Origin of the sequence: Brevundimonas sp. R86498 (genome assembly GCF_044598075.1) — a bacterium.
Lineage (GTDB): Bacteria > Pseudomonadota > Alphaproteobacteria > Caulobacterales > Caulobacteraceae > Brevundimonas.
In genome coordinates, this window is record NZ_CP139004.1 from 846,100 (window position 1) to 867,571 (window position 21,472).

General features: G+C 67.5%; 22 protein-coding genes. 15 read left to right on the forward strand and 7 right to left on the reverse strand.

The features are described from left to right. Positions 1 to 208: 208 nt before the first annotated feature. The 11 genes from hemE (at position 209) to SJY26_RS04330 (ending at position 10,684) form a co-directional block, all read left to right on the forward strand. A complete protein-coding gene (gene hemE / locus SJY26_RS04280) occupies positions 209 to 1,246 on the forward strand; it encodes a uroporphyrinogen decarboxylase (protein WP_396594914.1) in 1,038 nt (345 codons plus the stop codon). Next, the gene (gene hemH / locus SJY26_RS04285; RefSeq protein ID WP_396594915.1) at positions 1,243 to 2,319 is read left to right on the forward strand and encodes a ferrochelatase; all 1,077 of its coding nucleotides are present in this window, start codon (positions 1,243 to 1,245) and stop codon (positions 2,317 to 2,319) included. The genes hemE and hemH overlap by 4 nt, the downstream gene beginning before the upstream one ends. Then, positions 2,316 to 2,780, forward strand: coding sequence for a CopD family protein (locus SJY26_RS04290; RefSeq protein ID WP_396594916.1), 465 nt, complete (start codon positions 2,316 to 2,318; stop codon positions 2,778 to 2,780). Before hemH ends, SJY26_RS04290 begins: the two co-directional genes overlap by 4 nt. A 225-nt stretch (positions 2,781 to 3,005) precedes the next feature. After that, complete coding sequence (gene rho / locus SJY26_RS04295) at positions 3,006 to 4,433, forward strand: transcription termination factor Rho (protein WP_396594917.1); 1,428 nt, start codon at positions 3,006 to 3,008, stop codon at positions 4,431 to 4,433. Between the two features lie 51 nt (positions 4,434 to 4,484). Further along, on the forward strand, positions 4,485 to 4,718 hold the full coding sequence (locus SJY26_RS04300; protein ID WP_396594918.1) for a DUF6489 family protein: 234 nt from the start codon (positions 4,485 to 4,487) through the stop codon (positions 4,716 to 4,718). Positions 4,719 to 4,864: 146 nt separating this feature from the next. Beyond that, entirely contained in the window at positions 4,865 to 6,163 is a 1,299-nt protein-coding gene (mnmE, locus tag SJY26_RS04305; RefSeq protein ID WP_396594919.1) for a tRNA uridine-5-carboxymethylaminomethyl(34) synthesis GTPase MnmE, read from the forward strand. An 80-nt stretch (positions 6,164 to 6,243) separates the two neighbouring features. After that, complete coding sequence (mnmG, locus tag SJY26_RS04310; protein ID WP_396594920.1) at positions 6,244 to 8,109, forward strand: tRNA uridine-5-carboxymethylaminomethyl(34) synthesis enzyme MnmG; 1,866 nt, start codon at positions 6,244 to 6,246, stop codon at positions 8,107 to 8,109. Continuing rightward, positions 8,109 to 8,738, forward strand: coding sequence for a 16S rRNA (guanine(527)-N(7))-methyltransferase RsmG (gene rsmG, locus SJY26_RS04315; protein ID WP_396594921.1), 630 nt, complete (start codon positions 8,109 to 8,111; stop codon positions 8,736 to 8,738). The genes mnmG and rsmG overlap by 1 nt, the downstream gene beginning before the upstream one ends. A 1-nt stretch (position 8,739) precedes the next feature. After that, positions 8,740 to 9,570 carry a ParA family protein gene (locus SJY26_RS04320; protein WP_396594922.1) on the forward strand — a complete coding sequence of 277 codons (831 nt, stop codon included), beginning with the start codon at positions 8,740 to 8,742 and terminating at the stop codon, positions 9,568 to 9,570. A gap of 21 nt (positions 9,571 to 9,591) precedes the next feature. After that, a complete protein-coding gene (locus SJY26_RS04325) occupies positions 9,592 to 10,482 on the forward strand; it encodes a ParB/RepB/Spo0J family partition protein (protein ID WP_396594923.1) in 891 nt (296 codons plus the stop codon). Between the two features lie 25 nt (positions 10,483 to 10,507). Continuing rightward, positions 10,508 to 10,684, forward strand: a complete 177-nt coding sequence (locus tag SJY26_RS04330) for a hypothetical protein (protein ID WP_305639792.1) — start codon at positions 10,508 to 10,510, stop codon at positions 10,682 to 10,684. Positions 10,685 to 10,692: 8 nt separating this feature from the next. Here SJY26_RS04330 and holA read toward each other — a convergent pair whose 3' ends face one another. From holA to SJY26_RS04350, 4 genes are all read right to left on the reverse strand, one after another. Then, complete coding sequence (gene holA, locus SJY26_RS04335) at positions 10,693 to 11,745, reverse strand: DNA polymerase III subunit delta (protein ID WP_396594924.1); 1,053 nt, start codon at positions 11,743 to 11,745, stop codon at positions 10,693 to 10,695. Then, complete coding sequence (gene lptE, locus SJY26_RS04340) at positions 11,742 to 12,248, reverse strand: LPS assembly lipoprotein LptE (RefSeq protein ID WP_396594925.1); 507 nt, start codon at positions 12,246 to 12,248, stop codon at positions 11,742 to 11,744. Before lptE ends, holA begins: the two co-directional genes overlap by 4 nt. After that, positions 12,245 to 14,830 (reverse strand): leucine--tRNA ligase, encoded by a 2,586-nt coding sequence (gene leuS / locus SJY26_RS04345; RefSeq protein ID WP_396594926.1) that lies wholly within the window; start codon positions 14,828 to 14,830, stop codon positions 12,245 to 12,247. Before leuS ends, lptE begins: the two co-directional genes overlap by 4 nt. A gap of 62 nt (positions 14,831 to 14,892) precedes the next feature. After that, the gene (locus SJY26_RS04350) at positions 14,893 to 15,345 is read right to left on the reverse strand and encodes a DUF3576 domain-containing protein (RefSeq protein ID WP_396594927.1); all 453 of its coding nucleotides are present in this window, start codon (positions 15,343 to 15,345) and stop codon (positions 14,893 to 14,895) included. 380 nt (positions 15,346 to 15,725) lie between these two features. On the opposite strand from SJY26_RS04350, the gene SJY26_RS04355 reads away from it, so the two are divergent. Further along, on the forward strand, positions 15,726 to 16,118 hold the full coding sequence (locus SJY26_RS04355) for an NtrZ family periplasmic regulatory protein (RefSeq protein WP_396594928.1): 393 nt from the start codon (positions 15,726 to 15,728) through the stop codon (positions 16,116 to 16,118). On the opposite strand, the gene SJY26_RS04360 is transcribed toward SJY26_RS04355, so the two are convergent. Continuing rightward, positions 16,115 to 16,765 carry a thiamine phosphate synthase gene (locus tag SJY26_RS04360; RefSeq protein WP_396594929.1) on the reverse strand — a complete coding sequence of 217 codons (651 nt, stop codon included), beginning with the start codon at positions 16,763 to 16,765 and terminating at the stop codon, positions 16,115 to 16,117. The genes SJY26_RS04355 and SJY26_RS04360 overlap by 4 nt on opposite strands. 34 nt (positions 16,766 to 16,799) lie before the next feature. Here SJY26_RS04360 and SJY26_RS04365 point away from each other — a divergent pair, with 34 nt between their 5' ends. Further along, positions 16,800 to 17,489, forward strand: a complete 690-nt coding sequence (locus SJY26_RS04365) for a YggS family pyridoxal phosphate-dependent enzyme (protein ID WP_396595700.1) — start codon at positions 16,800 to 16,802, stop codon at positions 17,487 to 17,489. A gap of 60 nt (positions 17,490 to 17,549) precedes the next feature. Continuing rightward, positions 17,550 to 18,236, forward strand: coding sequence for a response regulator transcription factor (locus tag SJY26_RS04370; protein ID WP_396594930.1), 687 nt, complete (start codon positions 17,550 to 17,552; stop codon positions 18,234 to 18,236). A gap of 7 nt (positions 18,237 to 18,243) precedes the next feature. Here the strand turns inward: SJY26_RS04370 and SJY26_RS04375 are convergent, their stop codons facing one another. Next, positions 18,244 to 19,074 (reverse strand): hypothetical protein, encoded by an 831-nt coding sequence (locus SJY26_RS04375; protein ID WP_396594931.1) that lies wholly within the window; start codon positions 19,072 to 19,074, stop codon positions 18,244 to 18,246. 103 nt (positions 19,075 to 19,177) lie between these two features. Here SJY26_RS04375 and SJY26_RS04380 point away from each other — a divergent pair, with 103 nt between their 5' ends. Beyond that, a complete protein-coding gene (locus tag SJY26_RS04380) occupies positions 19,178 to 20,476 on the forward strand; it encodes an SLC13 family permease (RefSeq protein ID WP_396594932.1) in 1,299 nt (432 codons plus the stop codon). Positions 20,477 to 20,485: 9 nt separating this feature from the next. On the opposite strand, the gene xth is transcribed toward SJY26_RS04380, so the two are convergent. Further along, positions 20,486 to 21,280: an exodeoxyribonuclease III gene (xth, locus tag SJY26_RS04385; protein ID WP_396594933.1), complete on the reverse strand. Its 795-nt coding sequence runs from the start codon at positions 21,278 to 21,280 to the stop codon at positions 20,486 to 20,488. Positions 21,281 to 21,472: the final 192 nt, after the last annotated feature.

Sequence of the window (21,472 nt, forward strand, 5' to 3'; positions counted from 1 at the left end):
ATTATCCCCGGTTTCGACAGGGGGGTCGGGGCGAGGTGAACAACCGGGGTCGGGCCGGGGACAAGCCGGTCCGGAAGGCGGCGGAGCGGCGATCTGTCCCCACGATCCCGCCCCCTGCTGACTGCCTCCATTCCTTTTCTAATTCTGATCAGAACAAGAGGGAGGGTGCGGGCTTGAGGCGCGAGGCTTGCCCCCGTAAAGCCAAGTCATGAGCACCACGCCATCGCTGATCCGTGTCCTGCAGGGCGAGACCCTGGCCCGGCCGCCCGTCTGGTTCATGCGGCAGGCGGGACGTTATCTGCCGGAGTACCGGGCGCTGCGGGCCCAGGCCCCGGACTTCATCGCTTTCTGCCTGAACCCGGAGATGGCCGCCGAGGCGACGCTGCAGCCGATGCGGCGGTTCGGTTTCGATGCGGCCATCGTCTTCGCCGACATCCTGCTGATCCCCCAGGCCCTGGGCCAGGACGTCTGGTTCGAGACCGGTGAGGGCCCCCGGCTGGGGCTGATGCCGTCGGTCGATCATATGCGGAGCCTCGCCGAGGGCGCGGGCCAGCATCTGCATCAGGTGGGTCAGACCCTGAGCCTCGTGCGCGGCCAGCTGGAGCCGGAACGGGCGCTGATCGGGTTCGCCGGCGCGCCCTGGACGGTGGCGACCTATATGCTGGACGGCCATCACAACACGATCGGCAAGGGTGAACGGGCCACGGCCCGGTCCTATGCCTATGCCGAGCCAGAAAAGGTCGACGCCGTGCTGGCGGTTCTGGTCGAGGCGACGGCCTGGTATCTGAAGATGCAGGCCGATGCCGGGGCCGACGCCCTGAAGATCTTCGAGAGCTGGGCCGAGGGCCTGCCGGACGATCTGTTCGAGCGACTGGTGCTGAAACCGCATCAGGCGCTGGTCCGGCGGGTTCGGGAGCTGGGCGTGACCGTGCCCCTGATCGGCTTCCCGCGCGGCTCCGCCCTTCATGCGACGCAGTATGCGCGCGAGGTCGATGTGCAGGGCGTGGCGCTGGATACGGCCTGTTCGCTGCAGCGGGGCCGCGAGGTCCAGGCCATCAAGCCGATCCAGGGGGCGCTGGATCCCCTGCTGCTGCGGGTCGGCGGTGCGGCGCTGGACCGCAGGGTGGATCAGCTTGTCGAGGCGTGGGGCGCGGGTCCATGGATCTTCAACCTGGGCCACGGCATCCTGCCGGACGTGCCGATCGCTCACGTCGAGCAGGTTCTGAAGCGGATTGGCGCGCAGTGAACTCCAGTCCCGGAAGGCCCTCCGGTCGCCGGATCGCCATCGTCCTGTTCAACCTCGGTGGCCCGGACGACGCGGCCACCGTCAAGCCGTTCCTGTTCAACCTGTTCAACGACCCGGCCATCATCGGTCTGCCGGGTCTGTTCCGCACGCCGCTGGCGAAACTGATTTCCTCGCGCCGCGAGACCAGCGCCCAGGCCAACTATGCGATGATGGACTCGAACGGCGGCTCGCCGCTGAAGGGCGAGACCCGGGCGCAGATGGACGCGCTGGACGCGGCCCTGTCGGCCCGGCTGCCCGGCGATGAGGTCAGGAGCTTCATGGCCATGCGCTACTGGCATCCCCTGACCGAGGAGGCCGCGGTCGATGTGGCGGCCTGGGGGCCCGACGAGATCGTCCTCCTGCCCCTCTATCCCCAGTTCTCGACGACCACGACCCGGTCTTCGCTGAAGGCCTGGAACGCCGCCTATGCGGGGTCGGGCCGGACCCGGACGATCTGTTGCTATCCGCGCGTAAACGGCTGGATCGAGGCCCAGGCCGAAGGGATCCGCCAGAAGCTGGCCGAGGCGGAGCGGGACCACGCGGGGCGCAAGGTGCGGGTCCTGTTCTCGGCTCACGGGATTCCGGAGAAGCTCGTGCACAAGGACGGGGACCCCTATCAGGAACAGGTCGAGGCCACGGTGGCGGCCGTCGCCGCGGCGGCGGGTCTGACCGACTGGCTGCTGTGCTACCAGAGCCGGGTTGGCCCCCTGAAGTGGCTGGGGCCATCGACGCCCGACGCCATCCGCGCGGCCGGGGCGGAAGGGATCGGCCTCGTGGTCACCCCGATCGCCTTCGTTTCCGAACACATCGAGACCCTGGTCGAGCTGGACATCGAATACGGCGAGCTGGCGCATGAGGCAGGAGTGCACCCCTATCTGCGAGTGCCGGCCGTCGGGATCAGCCCGCTGTTCATCGGCGGTCTGGCCGATGCCGTGACCGAAAGTCTGGACCGGACCGGGATCGCGCCCGCCGGGCCAGGCTGTCAGGGGCAGTGGAAGGCCTGTCCCTGCCAGAACCGGAAACAGGCGGCATGAACTGGTACGATCTGGCGCGGGGTCTGCACATTCTGGCGGTCATCGCCTGGATGGCCGGCCTGCTGTTCCTGCCCCAACTCTATGCCTATGACGCCGAACAGGCGGAGAAGGCCGAGCCACTCAAGTCCGAAATGCGCACCCTGCTGCGGCTGTGGCAGGCCCGGCTGATGAAAATCATCCTGCAGCCGGCCATGGGCCTGTCCCTGATCTTCGGCCTGTGGCTGATCCATCTGGATGTGCAGATGCGGGGCGCGGCCTTCCTGGCCGAGCCCTGGATGGTCGCCAAGCTCATCGGAGTGGTCCTGCTTCTGGCCTGGCACATCTATCTGACGGCCGAGCGGAAAAAGGTGCTGGCCGGGACCTCGGTTCGCACCTCGAAATTCTGGCGTATGACCAATGAGGTGCCGTTCGTTCTGGCCATCGTGATGGTGTTGTCTGTCACGACGGAATGGACCCTCTGACCCGCCACGCTTGACCCGGACCCTCGGTTCGTGGTTCCGCTGGTGATGAGGCGTCGCTCGCGGCGCTGCCCTTCTCTTCGCGTCGACCGATCGCTGGCCGTTCCCCCGGGACCCGTGCCGCCCTCGGACCCGGCGTTCCCCTCGGCCGAAAGGCCAGACCTCTCCATTCGTCTCCGCCCGACGTCACCCGACGCCGGGCAAGACGGCGTGAATCCGAGTTCCGACATGACCGAAGCGACCGACACCCCGAACGAGACCCCCGAGATCGAGACCGCCGACGGCGAGGCCACGGGTCAGGATACGTCCCAGACGGACGGGGCCAATGACGCCGATGTCGCCGCCGATATCGGGGATGACGCGGAGGACGATGGCGAGTCCGTGGTCCCGTCCGGCCGGATCACCCTGCAGGAGCTGAACGACAAGTCGCCGGTCGAGCTGGTGGCCTTTGCGGAACAGCTGGACATCGAGAACGCCTCGAACTTGCGCAAACAGGATCTCCTGTTCGCCATCCTGAAGACCCTGGCTGATGAAGAGGTCGAGATCATCGCCTCGGGCACGCTGGAAATGCTGCCCGACGGCTTCGGTTTCCTGCGTTCGCCCGACGCGAATTATCTTCCGGGTCCGGACGATGTCTATGTCTCGCCGTCGCAGATCCGCCGCTTCGGGCTGCGCTCGGGCGACACGGTGCATGGCGCGGTGCGCGGCCCCCGCGAGGGCGAGCGCTATTTCGCCCTGCTGAAGGTCGACACGATCAATTTCGAGGACCCCGAAACGGTCCGCACCAAGGTCAATTTCGACAACCTGACGCCGCTGTATCCGAACGAGCGGCTGATCATGGAGATCCAGGATCCGACCCTCCGGGACCGGTCCGGCCGCGTCATCGACATCGTCGCCCCCCTCGGCAAGGGCCAGCGCTGCCTGATCGTGGCCCCGCCGCGGGTCGGCAAGACGGTCATGCTGCAGAACATCGCCAAGTCGATCGAGGCCAACCACCCCGAGGTCTCGCTGATCGTCCTGCTGATCGACGAACGCCCGGAGGAAGTGACGGACATGCAGCGCACGGTGAAGGGCGAGGTCGTGGCCTCGACCTTCGACGAGCCGGCCACCCGTCACGTCGCCGTGGCGGAGATGGTGATCGAGAAGGCCAAGCGTCTGGTCGAGCACAAGAAGGACGTCGTCATCCTGCTGGACTCGGTGACCCGTCTGGGCCGGGCCTACAACGCCACGGTTCCCTCGTCAGGCAAGGTTCTGACGGGGGGCGTGGACGCCAACGCCCTGCAGCGGCCCAAGCGCTTCTTTGGTGCCGCGCGGAACGTGGAAGAGGGCGGCAGCCTGACCATTATTGCCACCGCCCTGATCGACACGGGCTCGCGGATGGACGAGGTGATCTTTGAAGAGTTCAAGGGCACCGGCAACTCCGAGATCGTGCTGGACCGCAAGGTGGCCGACAAGCGGATCTTCCCGGCGATCGATGTGCTGAAGTCCGGCACCCGCAAGGAAGAGCTCATCACGCCGAAGGATCAGCTGACCAAGACCTATGTCCTGCGCCGCATCCTGAACCCGATGGGCCCGCAGGACGCGATCGAATTCCTGCTCGACAAGCTGCGTCAGTCCAAGAACAACGCCGACTTCTTCCAGTCCATGAACACCTGACGGTTGGTTCGGATTGGACTATGTTTCACGTGAAACACGGAGCGACGCGCCATGAAGGTCAATGTGGAGATCGACTGCACGCCGGCGGAGGCACGCCATTTTCTCGGCCTGCCCGATGTGCAGCCACTCAACGACCATCTGGTCGCTGAGATGCAGAAGCGGATGGACGCCAATCTCGCCGCCATGCAGCCCGAGGAGCTGATGAAGTCCTGGGCCAGTTTCGGCGTTCAGGCCCAGGAACAGTTCCGTCAGCTGATGCAGGCCGCGGTGACGACCCAGAAGTGAGTCGGCAGAGCCGACGGGGAGGTGGCAGCGAGCCCTTCGCGAGCTGACGGAGGGGTTCTGACCGCCGGCAAGAACCCCTCCGTCACGACGCGAAGCCGCGTCGTGCCACCTCCCCATCGCTGCGCGACAGGGAGGAGACGCTTATGATGACCGACACTATCTTCGCGCTCGCGACGCCCCCCGGTCGGGGGGCAATCGCGGTGATCCGGATTTCGGGGCCGGACACGGAGCGCGTGCTCGGGGCCCTCGGGGCCCCCGGTCTGACGCACCGGATGGCCAGTCTGCGCACCCTGCGGCACGGCGGCGTGGTTCTGGATCAGGCCCTCGTGCTCCGCTTTGCCAGACCGCACAGCTATACCGGCGAGGACTGTGCTGAACTGCATCTCCACGGCGGCCGCGCGGTCGTCGAAGCGGTGGCTTCGGCCCTGATCGCGCTCAACCTGCGTCCGGCGGAGCCGGGGGAGTTTACCCGGCGAGCGTTCGGGAACGGGCAGATGGACCTGGCCCAGGCCGAGGCTGTGGCTGATCTGATCGACGCCGAGACGACGGCCCAGACGGCCCAGGCCCTGGCCCAGCTGGGTGGGGCGCTGTCGGAGGCCTATGGCGGATTTCGTCGCGACCTGCTGGCGGCGCTGGCGCTGGTTGAGGCCGAGATCGATTTTCCCGATGAAGATGTGCCCGACAATCTGGCCATGACGGCAGGCCCCGTCCTCGATCGGCTGATCGGGGATCTGGCGGCCGCGCTTGCGGACGCGGAGCGGGGGCAACGGATCCGGGACGGCTATCGCATCGTGCTGATCGGGGAAACCAATGCCGGCAAGTCGGCGCTGTTCAATGCCCTGGTCGAGCGGGAAGCGGCCATTGTCACGCCGATCGCCGGGACGACGCGGGATGTGATCGATGCCGTTCTGAACATCGGGGGCTATGCCGTGACCCTGTCCGATACCGCCGGCCTGCGCGACAGCGCCGATCCGGTGGAGGCCGAGGGGGTCCGGCGGGCGCGGGTGCGGGCGGAGGCAGCGGATCTGAGACTGTGGGTTCGGGCACCGGGGGATCCGGAGGGTGATGCGGCGGCTTTTGCCCGGACGGACGACTTTACCGTCTGGACCAAGGCGGATCTTGAGGACGGCCCGTCCGGTAATGGGCACAGGGTGAGCGCCGTGACCGGGGCCGGGATGACGGCGCTGCAGGACGCCCTGGCCGACCGGCTCGCTCGCGATCTGTCGGGAGCGGATTTTCCGCCGGTGACCCGGGAGCGGCACCGGCGCCGGCTGACCGAGGCGCTGGAGGCCATCAGGGCGGGCCGGTCCCGTCTGGCCGATGCTCCGGAACTGGCGGGGGAGGATCTGCGCCGGGCGGCGGCCGCGCTGGCGCGGGTGACCGGGGCGATCGGGGTTGAGGATGTGCTCGGGGAGGTCTTCTCCACGTTCTGCATCGGTAAATAGGTCAGCCCTGCAGTGGCTCTGTTTCACGTGAAACAGAGCGGCCGTGGCGCCGGAACGCGTTTTCCCCTATGTCCGCGACCATGTCCGCAACTTCTTCTTTCGACGTCATCGTCATCGGCGGTGGCCACGCCGGCTGTGAGGCCGCCGCGGCCTCGGCCCGCTTTGGCGCGCGCACCCTGCTTCTGACCCAGTCGCTGGAGACGATCGGCGAGATGTCCTGCAACCCCGCCATCGGCGGTCTGGGCAAGGGGCATCTGGTTCGGGAGATCGACGCCCTCGACGGGCTGATGGGCCGACTGGCCGATGTCTCGGGCATCCAGTTCCGGATGCTGAATCGGTCGAAGGGCGCGGCCGTTCGCGGGCCGCGCAGCCAGATTGACCGGCGTCTGTATCGCGAGGCCATGCAGGCCGAATTGGCGAAGACCCCCAATCTGACCCGGAGGGCCGGGACAGCCGAGGCCCTGATCCTGGACGGCAACCGGGTGGTCGGGGTGCGCACGGGCGACGGTGTGGAGCTGAGCGCCGGTGCGGTGGTCCTGACGACCGGGACCTTCCTGAACGGGGTCATCCATCGCGGCGATGAACGCATACCTGCCGGGCGGCACGGCGAGGCCCCTTCGACCGGGCTGGCCTCCGACCTGTATGGCGCGGGCCTGCCGATGGGGCGGCTGAAGACCGGGACGCCGGCGCGACTGGACGGGCGCACCATCGCCTGGGATCAGCTGGAAATGCAGGCGGCCGATGCCGAGCCGGTGCCGTTCAGCTTCCTGACCGAGCGTATCGATGTCCCCCAGATCGCCTGCGGCATCACCCACACGACCGAAGAGACGCACGCCATCATTGCCGCCAATCTGGGCGAGAGCGCCGTCTATGGTGGCCGGCTGACGGGGCGGGGGCCGCGCTATTGTCCGTCGATCGAGGACAAGGTGGTGCGGTTCGCCGACAAGACCTCACACCAGGTGTTTCTGGAACCGGAGGGTCTGGACGACCCGACGGTCTATCCGAACGGGATCTCGACCTCGGTCTCGCCCGAGACCCAGTCGGCCTTCCTGCGGACCATGCCGGGGCTGGAAGCGGTCGAGGTGTTCCGCTTCGGCTATGCGATCGAATACGACTACGTCGATCCGCGGGCCCTGACACCAGCGCTGGAGGTCAAGGCCCGGCCGGGCCTGTACCTGGCCGGTCAGATCAATGGTACGACCGGGTATGAGGAGGCCGGCGCTCAAGGGTTGATTGCGGGTCTGAACGCGGCCCGTGCGGCGGCCGGATCGGCGGAAATCGTTCTGGGGCGGGACCAAGCCTATATCGGGGTGATGATCGACGACCTGGTCACACGCGGTGTGACCGAGCCCTACCGGATGTTCACCAGCCGGGCCGAGTACCGGTTGACGCTGCGGGCCGACAATGCGGATCAACGGTTGACCCCCCTCGGGATCGAGGCGGGAATCGTGTCCGGCTCCCGGGCTGCGGCGTTCGGGGCCAAGGCGGCGGCGTTGGCGGAAGCGACGGCTCTGGTTCGCGAGACGCGGTTCACGCCCAATGAGGCGCAAACCTTGGGCATTCCGGTCAATGCCGATGGCCAGCGCCGGTCGATGCGCGATCTGCTGGCCTATCCGGGGGTCGACCTGTCGGCTTTCGAGGCGGCCTGGCCGGCGATCGGAACCTGGAGCGCCGCGGTGCGGGAGCAGGTCCAGATCGATGCGGGCTATGCCGGCTATCTGGATCGGCAGACGGCGGATGCCGAGGCGCTGCGGCGCGAGGAGGCGCTGACGCTCCCGGCCGGGATCGACTACGCGGCCATCGGCGGGCTGTCGAACGAGGTGCGCGAGAAGCTGGCCCGGGTTCAGCCCCGGACCCTGGGGCAGGCCGGGCGGATCGAGGGGGTGACGCCGGGGGCGCTGACGGCCCTGCTGTCGCACGTGAAGAAGGCCGCGGTCGCCGCCTGATGACTGAAGATGAGTTTCAGGCCCTGACGGGCGCGACGCCGGAGCGGATGGCCGAGCTCGGGCGGTTTCGCATCTTGCTGACCGAGGCCAATGCGGTGATGAACCTCGTCGGGCCCGACAGCCTGCCGGACTTCTGGAACCGCCATGCCTGGGACTCGGCCCAGTTGCTGGATCTGGCGGGCGAGGCGCGGCGGTGGGCGGACATCGGGGCCGGGGCGGGTTTTCCGGGCGTGGTCCTGGCGATCCTGCTGAAGGACCGGCCGGGCGCGCATGTCTGGCTGATCGATTCCCTGCAGAAGCGCTGCCGCTTTCTGCAGACCGTGGTCGACGATCTCGGTCTTCCGGCGACGGTGATCTGGGGGCGAGCTGAGGCCCAGACGGTCACGGTGGACATTGTGACGGCCCGGGCGGTCGCGCCGCTCGACAAGCTGCTGGGTTATGCACAGCCCTGTCTCGCGCGCGGTGCACAAGGTCTGTTTCTCAAGGGAGAGAAGGCCGAGGCTGAGTTGCGGGAGGCGGCTCGGGTCTGGCATGTGGATGCAGGCTTGACGGTATCGCGGAGCGATCCGCGCGGCCGTATCGTCACCGTCCGGAGCCTTCGTCCCCGTGGGAATCAACACCGTGGTTAGCATGACCCAGACATCCCCGGTCCGGCCTGAGGGTCGACGGCTCCCCCGCGTGCTCGCGGTGTCGAACCAGAAGGGCGGCGTCGGCAAGACGACGACGGCGATCAATCTGGGCACGGCCCTGGCCGCGATCGGGGAGAAGGTCCTGATCGTGGATATGGATCCCCAGGGGAATGCCTCAACCGGTCTGGGTGTTCCACGTGAAACACGGCGGATAACCATCTATGATGTCATCGTTGATGGCCGCTCGGTGCATGATGCGGCGGTGAAGACGGCGGTTCCGGGGCTGGATATCATTCCGGCCGATCACGACATGTCGGGCGTCGAGATCGAGCTGAGCCAGGCCGATCGCCGGTCGTTCCGGCTGCGGGACGCGCTCGCAGCACAGGGCCAGGACGGCCATACCGCGTATGACTATGTGCTGATCGACTGTCCCCCCTCGCTGAACCTGCTGACGCTGAACGCGATGGCGGCGGCCGACGGGGTGCTGGTGCCGCTGCAGTGCGAGTTCTTCGCCCTCGAGGGACTTACACAGTTGATGAAGACCATCGAGATGGTGCGTCAATCGTTGAATCCGACGCTGGAGATCCAGGGGCTGGTCCTGACCATGTTCGATCGCCGCAACGCCCTGTCGGGACAGGTCGCGGCGGATGTCCGGGCCCATTTTGGCGACAAGGTCTATGAGGCGGTGATCCCCCGCAACGTCCGGGTCTCGGAGGCTCCGTCCTTTGGAAAGCCCGTCCTGATCTATGATCTGAAATGCACCGGCAGCCAGGCCTATCTGCGGCTCGCCAAGGAAGTCGTGGGCCGCGAGCGTCGTCGTCTCGCTGCCTGATAAAGAAACGGAATCAAGAGTTTGTCTGAACGTCAACGCGGTCTAGGTCGGGGTCTGTCGGCCCTGCTGGGCGAACCCGTCAATGAAGCTGTGTCGGTGGCAGAGGGTGCCGCCCTGCCGGCCGGTGTCCAGTCGGTCCCGGTCGAGGCGCTGAAGCCCAACCCGGATCAGCCGCGCAAGCTGTTCACCAAGGCCGACCACGAGGAGCTGACCCAGTCGATCCGCGACAAGGGTGTGTTGCAACCCATTCTGGTTCGGGCTCAACCGGGTGAGGACGGTCGCTGGCAGATCATTGCCGGCGAACGCCGCTGGCGGGCCGCACAGGCCGCGCGTCTGACCCAGGTGCCGATCATCGTCCGCGAGATGGACGATCTGGAGGTGCTGGAAGTCGCGATCATCGAGAACGTCCAGCGCGCCGACCTCAACCCGCTGGAAGAGGCCAGCGCCTATGCGCTGCTGATGGAGCGTTTCGGACGGACCCAGGACGCGGTCGCCGGCATTGTCGGCAAGTCGCGCAGCCACGTGGCCAATACGCTTCGCCTCACCCAGCTGACGCCGGGGGCGCGGGATCATGTGCTGGAGGGTCGACTGTCCGCCGGACATGCCCGGGCCCTGCTGACGGCGAGCAATCCCGACGCCCTCGCCGATCTGGTGGTGGCCCAGGGCCTGAACGTGCGTCAGACCGAGGCCCTGGCGCGCAAGGCCGAGCAGGGTTCCGGAACGGGCAAGCCGGGTAAGGCCACGTCGGGCGGAGCATCCTCGCCCGATCTGGCGGCCCTGGAACAGGATCTGGCCGATGCGCTGGGTCTCAAGGTCGTCATGGTCGACCGGGGCGGGAAGGGCGAGCTGACCCTCTCGTGGGGCAGTCTGGAACAGCTGGACGATCTGTGCCGGCGACTGATGCGGCCCTGAGGCCGGTACTGTGATAGGGTGGGTCATGACCGATACGCCCGAGACTGCCTCCGAAGCGCTGAAGCGCGTCCTCGCCGCCAAAAAGGGCAGTGCGCCTGCCCATGCCGGCATGGGGGGCGGAAAGGCCGATGAACGGGCTGTCGCCGCGAAGAGCGCAGCCCTGGCGAAACCCGCCTTCCGCAAGGCCTCGAAGCGCGGCTAGAGCCCGGCTTACAGGCCCAGTCGGCGGGCCCGGGCCGCGATCTCCAGCAGCAACCGCTCGGCGATCAGATGCTCGGGCATGCCTGTCGTCTTGGTCGCGACATCGGCGGTGTTGATGCTGTCCTGGACGATGTCGAGCTCCTCCAGCCGCCAGGCGCGGGCCTGACGCAGCATCTCGGCCTCCTGCTTCCAGAACACGCCCGCGGCCTTGGCGGCCTCCTTGGCCCCGGCCCCCGAGCCCTGCAGGACATTGATCCGGCGCAGCTTTCCCAGATGGATGGAGGCCGAGCGCACCGCCATGACCGCGCTCTCGCCTTCAGCCAGAGCCCGTCGGAGACCGCCCTGGGCCGGGGCCGGGCGGCCCCCGAAGGCCTGGAGCGCGGCGTCGGACAGGGAGGCGTCGGCTTCGACCCCCAGATGGGCCTCCAGCTCCTCCACATCGATGGTGCGGCCCGAACCGGGGCCGACATAGAGGGCCAGCCGCTCGATCTCCTGCCGCATCAGGCCGCGTTCCCTCGGCAGGCGGGCGACGAAGGCGGCGAGGGCGTCGCTGGTCAGGCCGACCTTGTCAACCGCGAGGGCCTCACGGGTCATCCGGGCGATATCCCCGGCCTCATCCTCGTAGCAGGCGATGCCGACCGAGGCCTTGCCGGCCTCGGCCGCCTTGCGCAGGGCTGAGTCCCGACCCAGCGCTCCGGCTTCGATCACCAGCATGGCGTCGGGATTGTAGCCGCCGTCGCCGTGGGTCTTGAGCGCTGCGGCCAGCATCTTGTCGACCGAGGTCTTGTCGCCCCCCAGCCGGACGCGGACGAGACGACGCCCGCCGATCATCGACAGGGCGGTCAGGGCCTCTTCCAGCCGGGCTTCGTCGCCGTCGATGTCGCTGTCGGTCAGCAGGGTGACATTGAACGGGTCGTTCAGGTCCGGCGTGATGGCCTTGCAGAGGATTTCCGCCCGTTCGGCCACGCCGGAGCGGTCCTTGCCATGGATCACCGCGGCGCGGATCCCGGCGTCGGGCCGGGACAGAAAGCGGTCCACCTCGGGCCGCTTGGCCAGAATCATGGGGTGGACAGGGCCCGCAGGACGTCCAGCCGGATCAGCCGGGCCAGTTCGGTGGCCGCGCGGTCCTCGCCGTCCTGCTGGGCTGCGATGGCCGCGTAGGGCTGGTCGGCGGCCGCATAGGTGGTCGTCACCGTCTCACTGCCGGTCAGGGCCGATCCACCCGTGACAGGGGTCAGGGTCCAGACCGCGCGCACGGTCAGCTCATAGCGGGTGGCGGTGTCGTCGATCCGCCGGCCCAGCGGGCGACGGTTCTGCTCGGCGACGGTCTCGAGGCGATAGAGCGGGCTAACCGCGCGATCAAACCCGAGGGCGTCCTCCAGCTGTTCGCGCAGCCGATAGCCCAGCCGGTCGTCCTGGGCCGAGATGGCGATCCGGCCCAGCGATGGCGAGCCAGTCGCATCTCCATACATCGGGGTGAAGCCACAGCCGGCCAGCAGCAGACAGGCGGAGGCGACCGCTGCCGAAGCCGACCACGCTCCGGCATGCTCGCCGGCGCCGCTCATCCGGCCACCAGATTGACGATACGGTCGGGCACGACGATCACCTTGCGGATCGATTGGCTGTTAGCCTCCAGATAGGCCTGAACCGCCGGATTGGCGAGCGCCTCGGCCTCGACGGCCTTGGGGTCGGCGCCGCGCGGCATGGTGATCTCGCCCCGCCGCTTGCCGTTGATCTGGATCGGCAGGACCACATCGTCATCGGCGGCCAAGGCCGGATCGAAGACGGGCCAGGGTGCATCCAGAACCATCCCGGCCTCACCCAGCCGGGTCCAGCCTTCCTCGGCCAGGTGGGGGGTGAATGGCGCGATCAGACGGGCGAGGGCCGAGAGCGCCTCGCGCTTCGCCGCCCCGGAGGCCGTGTCGTAGTCGCGCAGGGTGGCGACGAAGGCATAGAGTTTGGCAATGGCGGAGTTGAAGCGGAAACCTTCGACGCCTTCCGACACAGCCTTGATGGCCTTGTGGGTCTCCTTCAGCAGAGCCGCGTCCACGATCGGGTCACCGACTGCTGCCGGGTCGAAGCCGTCGAACAGGGTCCAGACGCGCTGGACGAAACGGCTCGCGCCCTCGACACCGCCCGGGGTCCATTGCACATCGCGCTCGGGCGGGCTGTCGGACAGGACGAACAGTCGACCGGCGTCCACGCCGTGCGTGCCGAGGATTTCCTGGGGCGCGACAACGTTCTTCTTCGACTTGGACATCTTCTCGATGTCGCCGACGATGACGGGCTGACCCAGCGCGCGGTCAACCCACTGACCGTCGCGCTTCTCGACCTCGTCCGGGGCCAGCCAGGCCCCATTGCGGGACTTGTAGGTCTCGTGGACCACCATGCCCTGGGTGAACAGGCCCGCAAACGGCTCCTTCACCGACAGCATGCCGGCGTCGGACAGGGCCCGGGTGATGAAGCGGGCGTACAGCAGGTGCAACACCGCATGCTCGACCCCGCCGATATACTGATCGACGGCCAGCCAGCGATCGGCGGCCGCCTTGTTGATCGGCTCGGCCGCCGTGGGGTCGGTGAAGCGGGCGAAATACCAGCTGGAGTCCACGAAGGTGTCCAAGGTGTCGGTCTCGCGCGTGGCGTCGGCCCCGCAGGACGGGCATTTGACGTGTTTCCACGTCGGGTGGCGATCCAGCGGATTGCCGGGCACATCGAAGGTCACATCGTCGGGCAGGACGACCGGCAACTGGTCGGCGGGGACCTCGACCACACCGCAGGACGCGCAGTGGACGATCGGAATGGGGCAACCCCAGTAGCGTTGGCGGCTGACGCCCCAGTCACGCAGGCGATAGATGGTCGCGCCCTTGCCCTGACCGGCTGCCTCGACTTTCGCGATCGCAGCGGCCTTGGCGTCCTCGATGGTCATGCCGTTGAGGAAGTCGGAGTTCACGATGCGGCCGGGGCCCGTATAGGCTTCGGTGTCGATCTCGATCGCCTCGTCGCCCTCTGGCTGGACGACCTGAGTCACTGGCAGACCGTATTTGCGCGCGAAATCCAGATCGCGCTGGTCATGGGCCGGACAGCCGAAGATGGCCCCGGAGCCATAGGTCGACAGGACGAAATTGGCGGCCCAGACGGGCAGGGTCTTTTCGGGGTCGAACGGATGGCGGACGCGCACGCCCAGATCCACGCCCAGCTTCTCGGCCTTTTCGATATCGGCCTCCGAGGTTCCGGTCCGGGCGCAGGCCTTGACGAAGTCCGCGACGTCCGGCCGGTGATCGGCGATCGCCTTCGTCAAGGGGTGGTCCGGGGCGAGGGCGATGAAGCTGGCCCCGAACAGGGTGTCGGGCCGGGTCGTATAGACCTCGATCGGGTCGCGGTCGTGGCTGGGCTGACCGTCGGGGGCGGCGGACAGGAAGGTCGGCACCTCGGCGATGTCCCACCACAGGGTCGCGCCCTTCGACTTGCCGATCCAGTTCTCCTGCATCAGGCGAACCTTCTCGGGCCAGCGGTCGAGGGTTTTGAGACCCTCGATCAGGTCGTCGGCATAGTCGGTGATGCGCAGGAACCACTGGTTCAGCTTGCGCTTCTCGACCGGGGCCCCGGAGCGCCAGCCCTTGCCGTCTATGACCTGTTCATTGGCCAGCACGGTGTTGTCGACGGGGTCCCAGTTGACCACCCCGTCCTTGCGATAGACCAGGCCGCGCCGATGCAGCTCCAGGAACCAGGCCTGCTGCTGGCCATAGTATTCCGGGTCGCAGGTGGCGAACTCTCGCGACCAGTCCAGCGACAGGCCCAGCAGCTTCAGCTGGGCGCGCATGGCTGCGATATTGTCGTAGGTCCAGCCCTTGGGATGGATGCCGCGCTCCATGGCGGCGTTCTCGGCCGGCATGCCGAAGGCGTCCCAGCCCATGGGATGCAGGACGTCGAACCCCTGGGCCCGCTTGTGGCGCGCCACGACGTCGCCCATCACATAGTTGCGGGCGTGGCCCATATGGATGTTCCCCGAAGGATAGGGAAACATTTCAAGGACATAGTACTTGGGCCGGCCCGTATCACGGGTGACGAAGGCGTTGGCGTCCGCCCAGCGGGCCTGCTGGCGGGGTTCTGCGGTCTTGGGGTCGTAGCGGGTCGGGGAGGCGGACACGGTTTTCCTTCAGGCGGCTCCTGTCGGAGGAAACCCGAAGCAGGCCGGCCTTGATAGTGTGATCAGCCCGCGTTGGACAGGTTCAGCTGGCGGGCGCGGGTCAGGATGGCGTTTTCCAGATCGGCCTCGGTCTGGGCGGTAACCGGAGCGGCTGTCCATTGACCGGCGGCGTCGCGGACTTCCTTGGTCACGGTGACGTTGAGGGCATCGGCGCGCAAACGGGTGTCGAGGATGAAGACCGTGGCCTTGAAACGCTCGTTCGGCGTCTGGGGATTGACGTACCAGTCGTAGTTCACGACCCCGCCCCACGGGTCCGCCGTCAGGAGCGGCATGAAGCTGAGGGTGTCGAGCGTGGCGCGCCACAGATAGCCATTGACGCCGATCCCCTGCTGGACGTCCGTTCGGGGTGCGGAGCGATCACCGGTAAAAGGCAGGCTCCCACAGGCGGAGAGAAGCAGACCGCCAGAGACCAGAATTGTGGTCGCCAGGACCGTCTTGCCGCGAACAGAACCCATAGAACGTCGTCTCCATCAGGGCTGGACCACCCGGCTCGCGAATGCGGGGGCGGGCGAATGGCTCAATGGTCCGGGACCGTTCACCACGCGCGACCCTATAACACGCTGAAAAGGGGCGATGACAAGGCCGAGGGGGACCAGCCCTTCCCCTGTGCCATTTCCGGACGTCGAAAACCGGATCTCCGGGGGCGCGAACACGGTTCGGCCTGGTTCGCGTGACGCTTGCGCCACAGAGTCCCGGCAGAGTCGCGGGAACCGGAGATGTCCGACCCCGTTGCGTTGACCGGCGGGAGAACCGGTGTCTATTCGTCCACATGCGATTAAGACCTCGCATGTTACAAGGTGAACCCCGCTATAAAGGCCGGGTCGAAGGGCTGGAAATGAGTTTGCGCGCGGTGCTCGCTGGAACTGTCGGTCTCCTCACCGTAATCGGTGTGGTGGGCGAAGCCTCGGCCCAGGCTCGCTCGCGTGCGCCCGCTGTGACCCTGTCAGAAGCCGGCTCGGCCCAGCGTTCTGTGCCGTCGGCCCCGCGCCGCGGGCTGCGCTGGAACGAGAACGGTCGCTGGGGTCTGGATTTCAACCTCAACCAGCCTGTGGGTCGCGAGACCGATTGGGGGGATGTCGAGGCCGGGGCCTATTACCGTCTGTCGCCACGACTGCGGGTCGGGGCCGCCGCCGGCCTCGCCACGCCGGAACAGGATCCGGCCCGCGCGCCCGAAACCGACCGTCGGGCCCAGCCCCGGGTCCGTCTGGAAACCCTGTTTCGCTTCTAGCGGCCGACCGGATCGGTCAGAGCGCCAATCGCAGCGAGACCGGCGGCTCCGCTCCCTGACAAAATTTGCGCTGACTCCGGCGTGATCCCACCGAGGGCGATCACCGGGACCGGCCCCGTGCTGGCCCGCGTCAGCGCCGCCAGGCCCAGCGCGGCGCGATCGGCCGATCGGCCGCCGGCGGGAAAGATCGGTGACAGCACGACCGCGTCGAGATACCGGGCTGTGAGGGCGGCCTCCACCGAATGGACCGCGCCGGTCAGGATCCAGTCCGGTCGGCGGCCGGACAGGGACCATGCCGCCGACAGGGCCCGCTCAGGCAGATGCAGGCCGTCAGCCCCGATCCGGTCGGCAAGGTCGGCGTCGAGGCCCACCAGCAGCTTGAGGCCCCGATTGCGGGTGACGGTGCGCAGTCGAAGGCCTGTCTCCAGCGCCTCCGGTCGGCCGAAGGCGCGGTAGACCACGCCCGCTCCGGGCGGGAGGGTGGCCGCCGTCTCCCACGGGCGGGGGGTGCGGTCGGGATCGGTGAAGAACAGCAGCGGCGGAACGCGCGACGCCACGCCCCCCCTGACAGCGGCGGCGGAGCGGGCTAAGCCCTCGGCCACAGCCCAGAGCCGGGCCACCCCCTCCGTTGTTTCCGGTCCGTCCATGCCCGCCTCATCCCCCGCTTCGCACCCGTCGTCCATGCCGGAACAGTTCGGGGACCGTCTGGATCTGATCCGTGGCCGTATGGAAGCAGCGGCGATGGCGGCGAGTCGTGATCCGGCGTCGGTCACCCTCACCGCCGTGTCCAAGACCCAGCCGCCAGCGGCGATCGACGAGGCCCTGGACCGGGGGCTGCGGGTCTTCGGCGAGAACCGGGTGCAGGAGGCGCAAACCCGCTGGACTGACCGACGCGCAGACCTGCCTGATCTGGAATTGCGCCTGATCGGACCCCTTCAGTCCAACAAGGCCGGGGATGCCGTGGCCCTGTTCGATGTCATCGAGACCCTGGACCGCCCGAAACTGATCGGGGCCCTGGCGGCGGCGTCCGACAGTCTGGGTCGCTCGCCCCGGCTGCTGGTGCAGGTCAATACCGGCGAGGAGCCGCAGAAGGCGGGGGTCGCGCCGCGCGACGTCGATTCCCTGATCGCGGAGGCCCGCGCCGCCGGACTGATGGTGGAGGGTCTGATGGTCATTCCGCCGGCCGACGAGGAGCCGATCCTGCATTTCGCCCTGCTGGCCCGGCTCGCGGCCCGCAATGGCCTCGGTGTCCTGTCCATGGGCATGAGCGGGGATTTCGAGGCGGCGATCCGGCTGGGTGCGACCCATGTGCGGATCGGATCGGCGCTGTTCGGGGAACGAAACCCCGGTCTCGTGCCCTCTAGAGGCTGATTCCTGAGGAATTTCCGCTGCCGCCTTGGCGATCGGGCCAAGCCTCGCCATTCTAGACAGATGCCCCCAGCCAAGACCCTGCTCATCATCGACGACGACGACGACCTGCGCGAGGCCCTGGCCGAGCAGCTGGCGCTGCACGAGGAGTTCCGAACCGTCCAGGCCGCCACGGCCACAGAGGGCGTGCGGCTGGGCCGCGAGATCCGCGCCGATCTGATCCTGCTCGACGTCGACCTGCCGGATATGGACGGGCGTGAGGCCTGCCGGCTGCTGCGCAAGGACGGGGTCTCGACCCCGATCATCATGCTGACGGGTCAGGATTCGGATGCCGATACAGTGCTGGGTCTCGACAGCGGCGCCAACGACTATGTCACCAAGCCGTTCCGCTTCGCGGTTCTGCTGGCGCGGATCCGCGCCCATCTGCGCAGCCATGAGCAATCCGAGGACGCTGTCTTCCAGATCGGACCCTACTCCTTCCGGCCCGCCGGAAAGGTGCTGGTCGATCCGAAGGGCCGCAAGGTCCGGCTGACCGAGAAGGAAACCAATATCCTGAAGTATCTCTACCGCGCCGGGGCCAAACCCGTGTCGCGCGAGGAGCTGCTGACCGAGGTCTGGGGCTACAACGCCGGGGTCACCACCCACACGCTGGAGACCCACATCTATCGCCTGCGCCAGAAGATCGAACCCGAGCCGGGTCAGACGCGCCTGCTTCTGACGGATGCGGGGGGCTACCGGCTGCAGCCCTGAGGCAGGGCTAGCCCCCTACCCGCCATTCGGCGAGACTTGACCCTTCCGCGTCTTCAAAGGCCACCCGATCCAGACGGACGGCCGCGATGCAGACGGGGCGCTGCTCCGGCCCCGCGGAACGGCAGCGGATGGCGCGGCCATCGGGGAAGGCACCCATCCGGCCCTGAAGCCGGAGACGGTAGCCCTGTCCAGGGAACTCGACGACGTCGGCCTCGCCCTCAGGGCGTACCGAGACGACATAGGCGCGGCCATTCCGGCGATCCAGACGGGATCCCCCGGCGTCGAACACGGCGGCGAGGCCGAAAGTCTGGGGCGAGGGCGCGACGGGTCCGCTGGCGAGAGGGTCCGCCGTCGCTCCCGGGCAGCCCGGCTGTTCCATCCAGGGGCGGGTGATCCAGAACCCCTCGACAGCCTCCCAGGCTTCTCCGCCACTGCCCCCGACCAGAGCAGACGTGGTCCAGTCGCCAGGCGTCATCGAAAGCTGGATCGCTCGTCCTTCGGGTCCCCGCGTCGCTCGGGCCAGTCCCTCGGCCTGGCCTTCCACGACCGGTTCCGGGCCGGAACAGCCAAAGGCGATCGAAACCGAAAAGCGTTTGCCGACCAGCGGGTCAGCGACATCCGGCCGGGACTGGGCCGCATAGGCCGACGCCGCCTCACGCAATTCGGTCAGCAAGGCCCCTCGATCCAGGACCGTGACCACCGGCACAGTGCGGGGTGCCGAGGGCGCTTCGATCGCTGGCGGAATCTCGACCAGCGGGTCGGTCGGCTCCTGCCGATCGCAACCTGAGAGGAAGAGCCCGGACGCCGCGAGGACGACGAGCGGGCGGCGGAAACTCACGACCGATCCGTTCATGGCTGCAGGCTAGCACGCGCGACGCTGAAATGCAGGAGACCTGCGGAAAAGGTTGACCTTCCGGCCGGCGCGGAGTTTGCAAGGGATCATGAGCTTCGAACAGATCGCAGCCCTTGTCATTCTGGTCGGCGTGGTCGGCGTCCTCGTCCATGGCCGTGTCCGTTCGGACGTGGCTGCCCTGGCGGCTGCGGCCCTGCTGCTGGTGCTGGGGGTTATCCGCCCGGTCGAGGTGCAGGGGGCCTTTGCCAGCCCGGCCGTCATCGCCCTCGCCGGACTGTTCGTCATCGCCTATGCGATCGAGATTTCGGGCCTGCTGGGTCTGCTGATCCGGCAGGCGACCCGATTGTGCGCGCGGATGGGAGCCGCCGGCCTGTGGGTTGTCATGGTGCTTTGCGGGGGAGCCTCGGCCTTCCTCAACAACACGCCCATCGTGGTCCTGGCGGCCCCGGTCATCAAGGAGGTTGCCGCCTCCCTGAACGTGTCGCCCAAACGGTATCTGATCCCGCTCAGCTACATCACCATCATGGGTGGGGCGTGCACCCTGATCGGGACCTCGACCAATCTGTTGGTCAACGACATGGCCCGGAATTCCGGCCAGCCGATTTTCGGCCTGTTCGAGATCACACCCGTCGCGCTTGTCATCGCCGCCTTCGGAGGGCTCTACCTTTACCTCGTCGGCGGGCGGTTGCTGGGTGGATCGGACGATGCCGCCCCGTCTGTTCAGCCCCATGAGCAGACCGGGGACGGCCTTCTCGGTGACGCCGAACTGTTCGCGGCGGCGGACCGGCCCTTTGACGCCCGCAAGGCGACACTCGCCCTGCTGATCTTTGTCGGCGTTCTCGGGGCCGCCGGCCTGGGCCTGGCCCCGATCGCGGCAGCCGCCTTCGCCGGCGCGGTTGCCCTCATCCTCCTGCGCGTGATCACCGCAGAACAGGCCTATGCCGGCCTGAGGCCCGAGGTGCTGCTGCTGATCGCCGGGATGGTGGTGGTTGGCCTTTCGATCGAGGTTACCGGGCTCGCGGCGACGGGGACCGGCCTGTTGATCGATGTCATCCGGCCGTGGGGGCCGCTGGCGGCACTGATCATCCTGTACGGCGTGACCCTGTTCGCGACCGAGCTGTTGTCCAATGCGGCAGTCGCGGTGCTCATAACCCCCGTGGCCGTCGCCCTGGCCGAAAGTCTGGGGGTCGATCCCCGGCCCTTCCTGGTTGGGGTGATGATGGCGGCGTCCGCTGCCTTCGCCACGCCTTTCGGCTATCAGACCAATGTCATCGTCTTCCAGCTGGGTGGCTACAGCTATATGGATTTCGTGCGTATCGGCGTGCCGCTGAATCTGGTGACCTGGGTAGCCGCCATGATTGCCATCCCGGTGTTCTTCCCGTTCTAGGCCATCGGCTCACAGATCCAGATCGACCGTGATCGGGCAGTGGTCGCTGGGCTGTTCCCACGCCCGGACCGGTTCATGGATGGTCGCCGATCCCGGTACGACCGATGGCGTCAGCCCGGGCGAGGTCCAGATGTGGTCGAGGCGTAGCCCACGGGCCGATTTGCGGAAATCCTGGGCGCGGTAACTCCACCAGCTGGCCAGCTTCTGCGGTTCGGGAAAGGCGTCACGCACGACATCCGCGAAGGCTCCGGCGGTCTGGAGCCGGTTCAGCGTCTCGACCTCGATGGGCGTGTGGCTGACGATCTTCGACATATAGCGGTGGTTCCAGACGTCGAATTCCGAAGGGGCGATGTTGAAGTCGCCGCACATCAGAAGGGGCCGGGACCGATCCTGGGTCGCCACCGTCGCGGTCAGCTGTTCGTAGAAGTCCATCTTGTGATCGAACTTCGGATTCAGGTCCCGGTCCGGCACGTCGCCACCCGCGGGGATGTAGAAATTCTGGATATCGACCCCGGCGATCCGCGCGGACACACAGCGGGCGTGTCCCAGTTTGCAGGACTGGAAGGTCTCGGAGGCCTCAAGCGGCAGGCGCGAGGCGATGGCGACGCCGTGCCAGCCCTTCTGGCCCGCGACCTTCAGGTGCGGCAGGCCCATGTCGGTGAAGGCGTTTCGGGGGAATTGATCCTCGAGACATTTGATCTCCTGCAGACACAGGACATCGGTGCCGCTCTCGGTGACGAACCGGGCGACCTGATCGATGCGCAGGCGAACGGAGTTGATGTTCCAGGTGGCGACGCGGAGCATGGTCTCTCTGGGCTGGGGAGGGCCGGCCCGGGAGCCGTGGTGGCGAGCGATAGCGCACAACCCGACAGAAAAAACCCCCGGCGCGGACGCCGGGGGAAGAGGCCTTGTCTTGCGACGTCGTCGGGGGGGATGACGTCCGCCGGCGCAAGGAGCGACAGCGTCACTCTGTGGCCTAGGTGACACGATCCACAG

Coding starts and splice junctions, on each gene's coding strand:
- SJY26_RS04320 (WP_396594922.1), top strand. CDS start 8,740: ATGACCCAGACATCCCCGGTCCGGCCTGAGGGTCGACGGCTCCCCCGC.
- SJY26_RS04330 (WP_305639792.1), top strand. CDS start 10,508: ATGACCGATACGCCCGAGACTGCCTCCGAAGCGCTGAAGCGCGTCCTC.
- SJY26_RS04380 (WP_396594932.1), top strand. CDS start 19,178: ATGAGCTTCGAACAGATCGCAGCCCTTGTCATTCTGGTCGGCGTGGTC.
- SJY26_RS04350 (WP_396594927.1), bottom strand. CDS start 15,345: ATGGGTTCTGTTCGCGGCAAGACGGTCCTGGCGACCACAATTCTGGTC.
- mnmE (WP_396594919.1), top strand. CDS start 4,865: ATGACCGACACTATCTTCGCGCTCGCGACGCCCCCCGGTCGGGGGGCA.
- SJY26_RS04300 (WP_396594918.1), top strand. CDS start 4,485: ATGAAGGTCAATGTGGAGATCGACTGCACGCCGGCGGAGGCACGCCAT.
- lptE (WP_396594925.1), bottom strand. CDS start 12,248: ATGAGCGGCGCCGGCGAGCATGCCGGAGCGTGGTCGGCTTCGGCAGCG.
- mnmG (WP_396594920.1), top strand. CDS start 6,244: ATGTCCGCAACTTCTTCTTTCGACGTCATCGTCATCGGCGGTGGCCAC.
- SJY26_RS04355 (WP_396594928.1), top strand. CDS start 15,726: ATGAGTTTGCGCGCGGTGCTCGCTGGAACTGTCGGTCTCCTCACCGTA.
- SJY26_RS04290 (WP_396594916.1), top strand. CDS start 2,316: ATGAACTGGTACGATCTGGCGCGGGGTCTGCACATTCTGGCGGTCATC.
- rsmG (WP_396594921.1), top strand. CDS start 8,109: ATGACTGAAGATGAGTTTCAGGCCCTGACGGGCGCGACGCCGGAGCGG.
- holA (WP_396594924.1), bottom strand. CDS start 11,745: ATGATTCTGGCCAAGCGGCCCGAGGTGGACCGCTTTCTGTCCCGGCCC.
- SJY26_RS04370 (WP_396594930.1), top strand. CDS start 17,550: ATGCCCCCAGCCAAGACCCTGCTCATCATCGACGACGACGACGACCTG.
- hemE (WP_396594914.1), top strand. CDS start 209: ATGAGCACCACGCCATCGCTGATCCGTGTCCTGCAGGGCGAGACCCTG.
- SJY26_RS04365 (WP_396595700.1), top strand. CDS start 16,800: ATGCCGGAACAGTTCGGGGACCGTCTGGATCTGATCCGTGGCCGTATG.
- xth (WP_396594933.1), bottom strand. CDS start 21,280: ATGCTCCGCGTCGCCACCTGGAACATCAACTCCGTTCGCCTGCGCATC.
- SJY26_RS04360 (WP_396594929.1), bottom strand. CDS start 16,765: ATGGACGGACCGGAAACAACGGAGGGGGTGGCCCGGCTCTGGGCTGTG.
- rho (WP_396594917.1), top strand. CDS start 3,006: ATGACCGAAGCGACCGACACCCCGAACGAGACCCCCGAGATCGAGACC.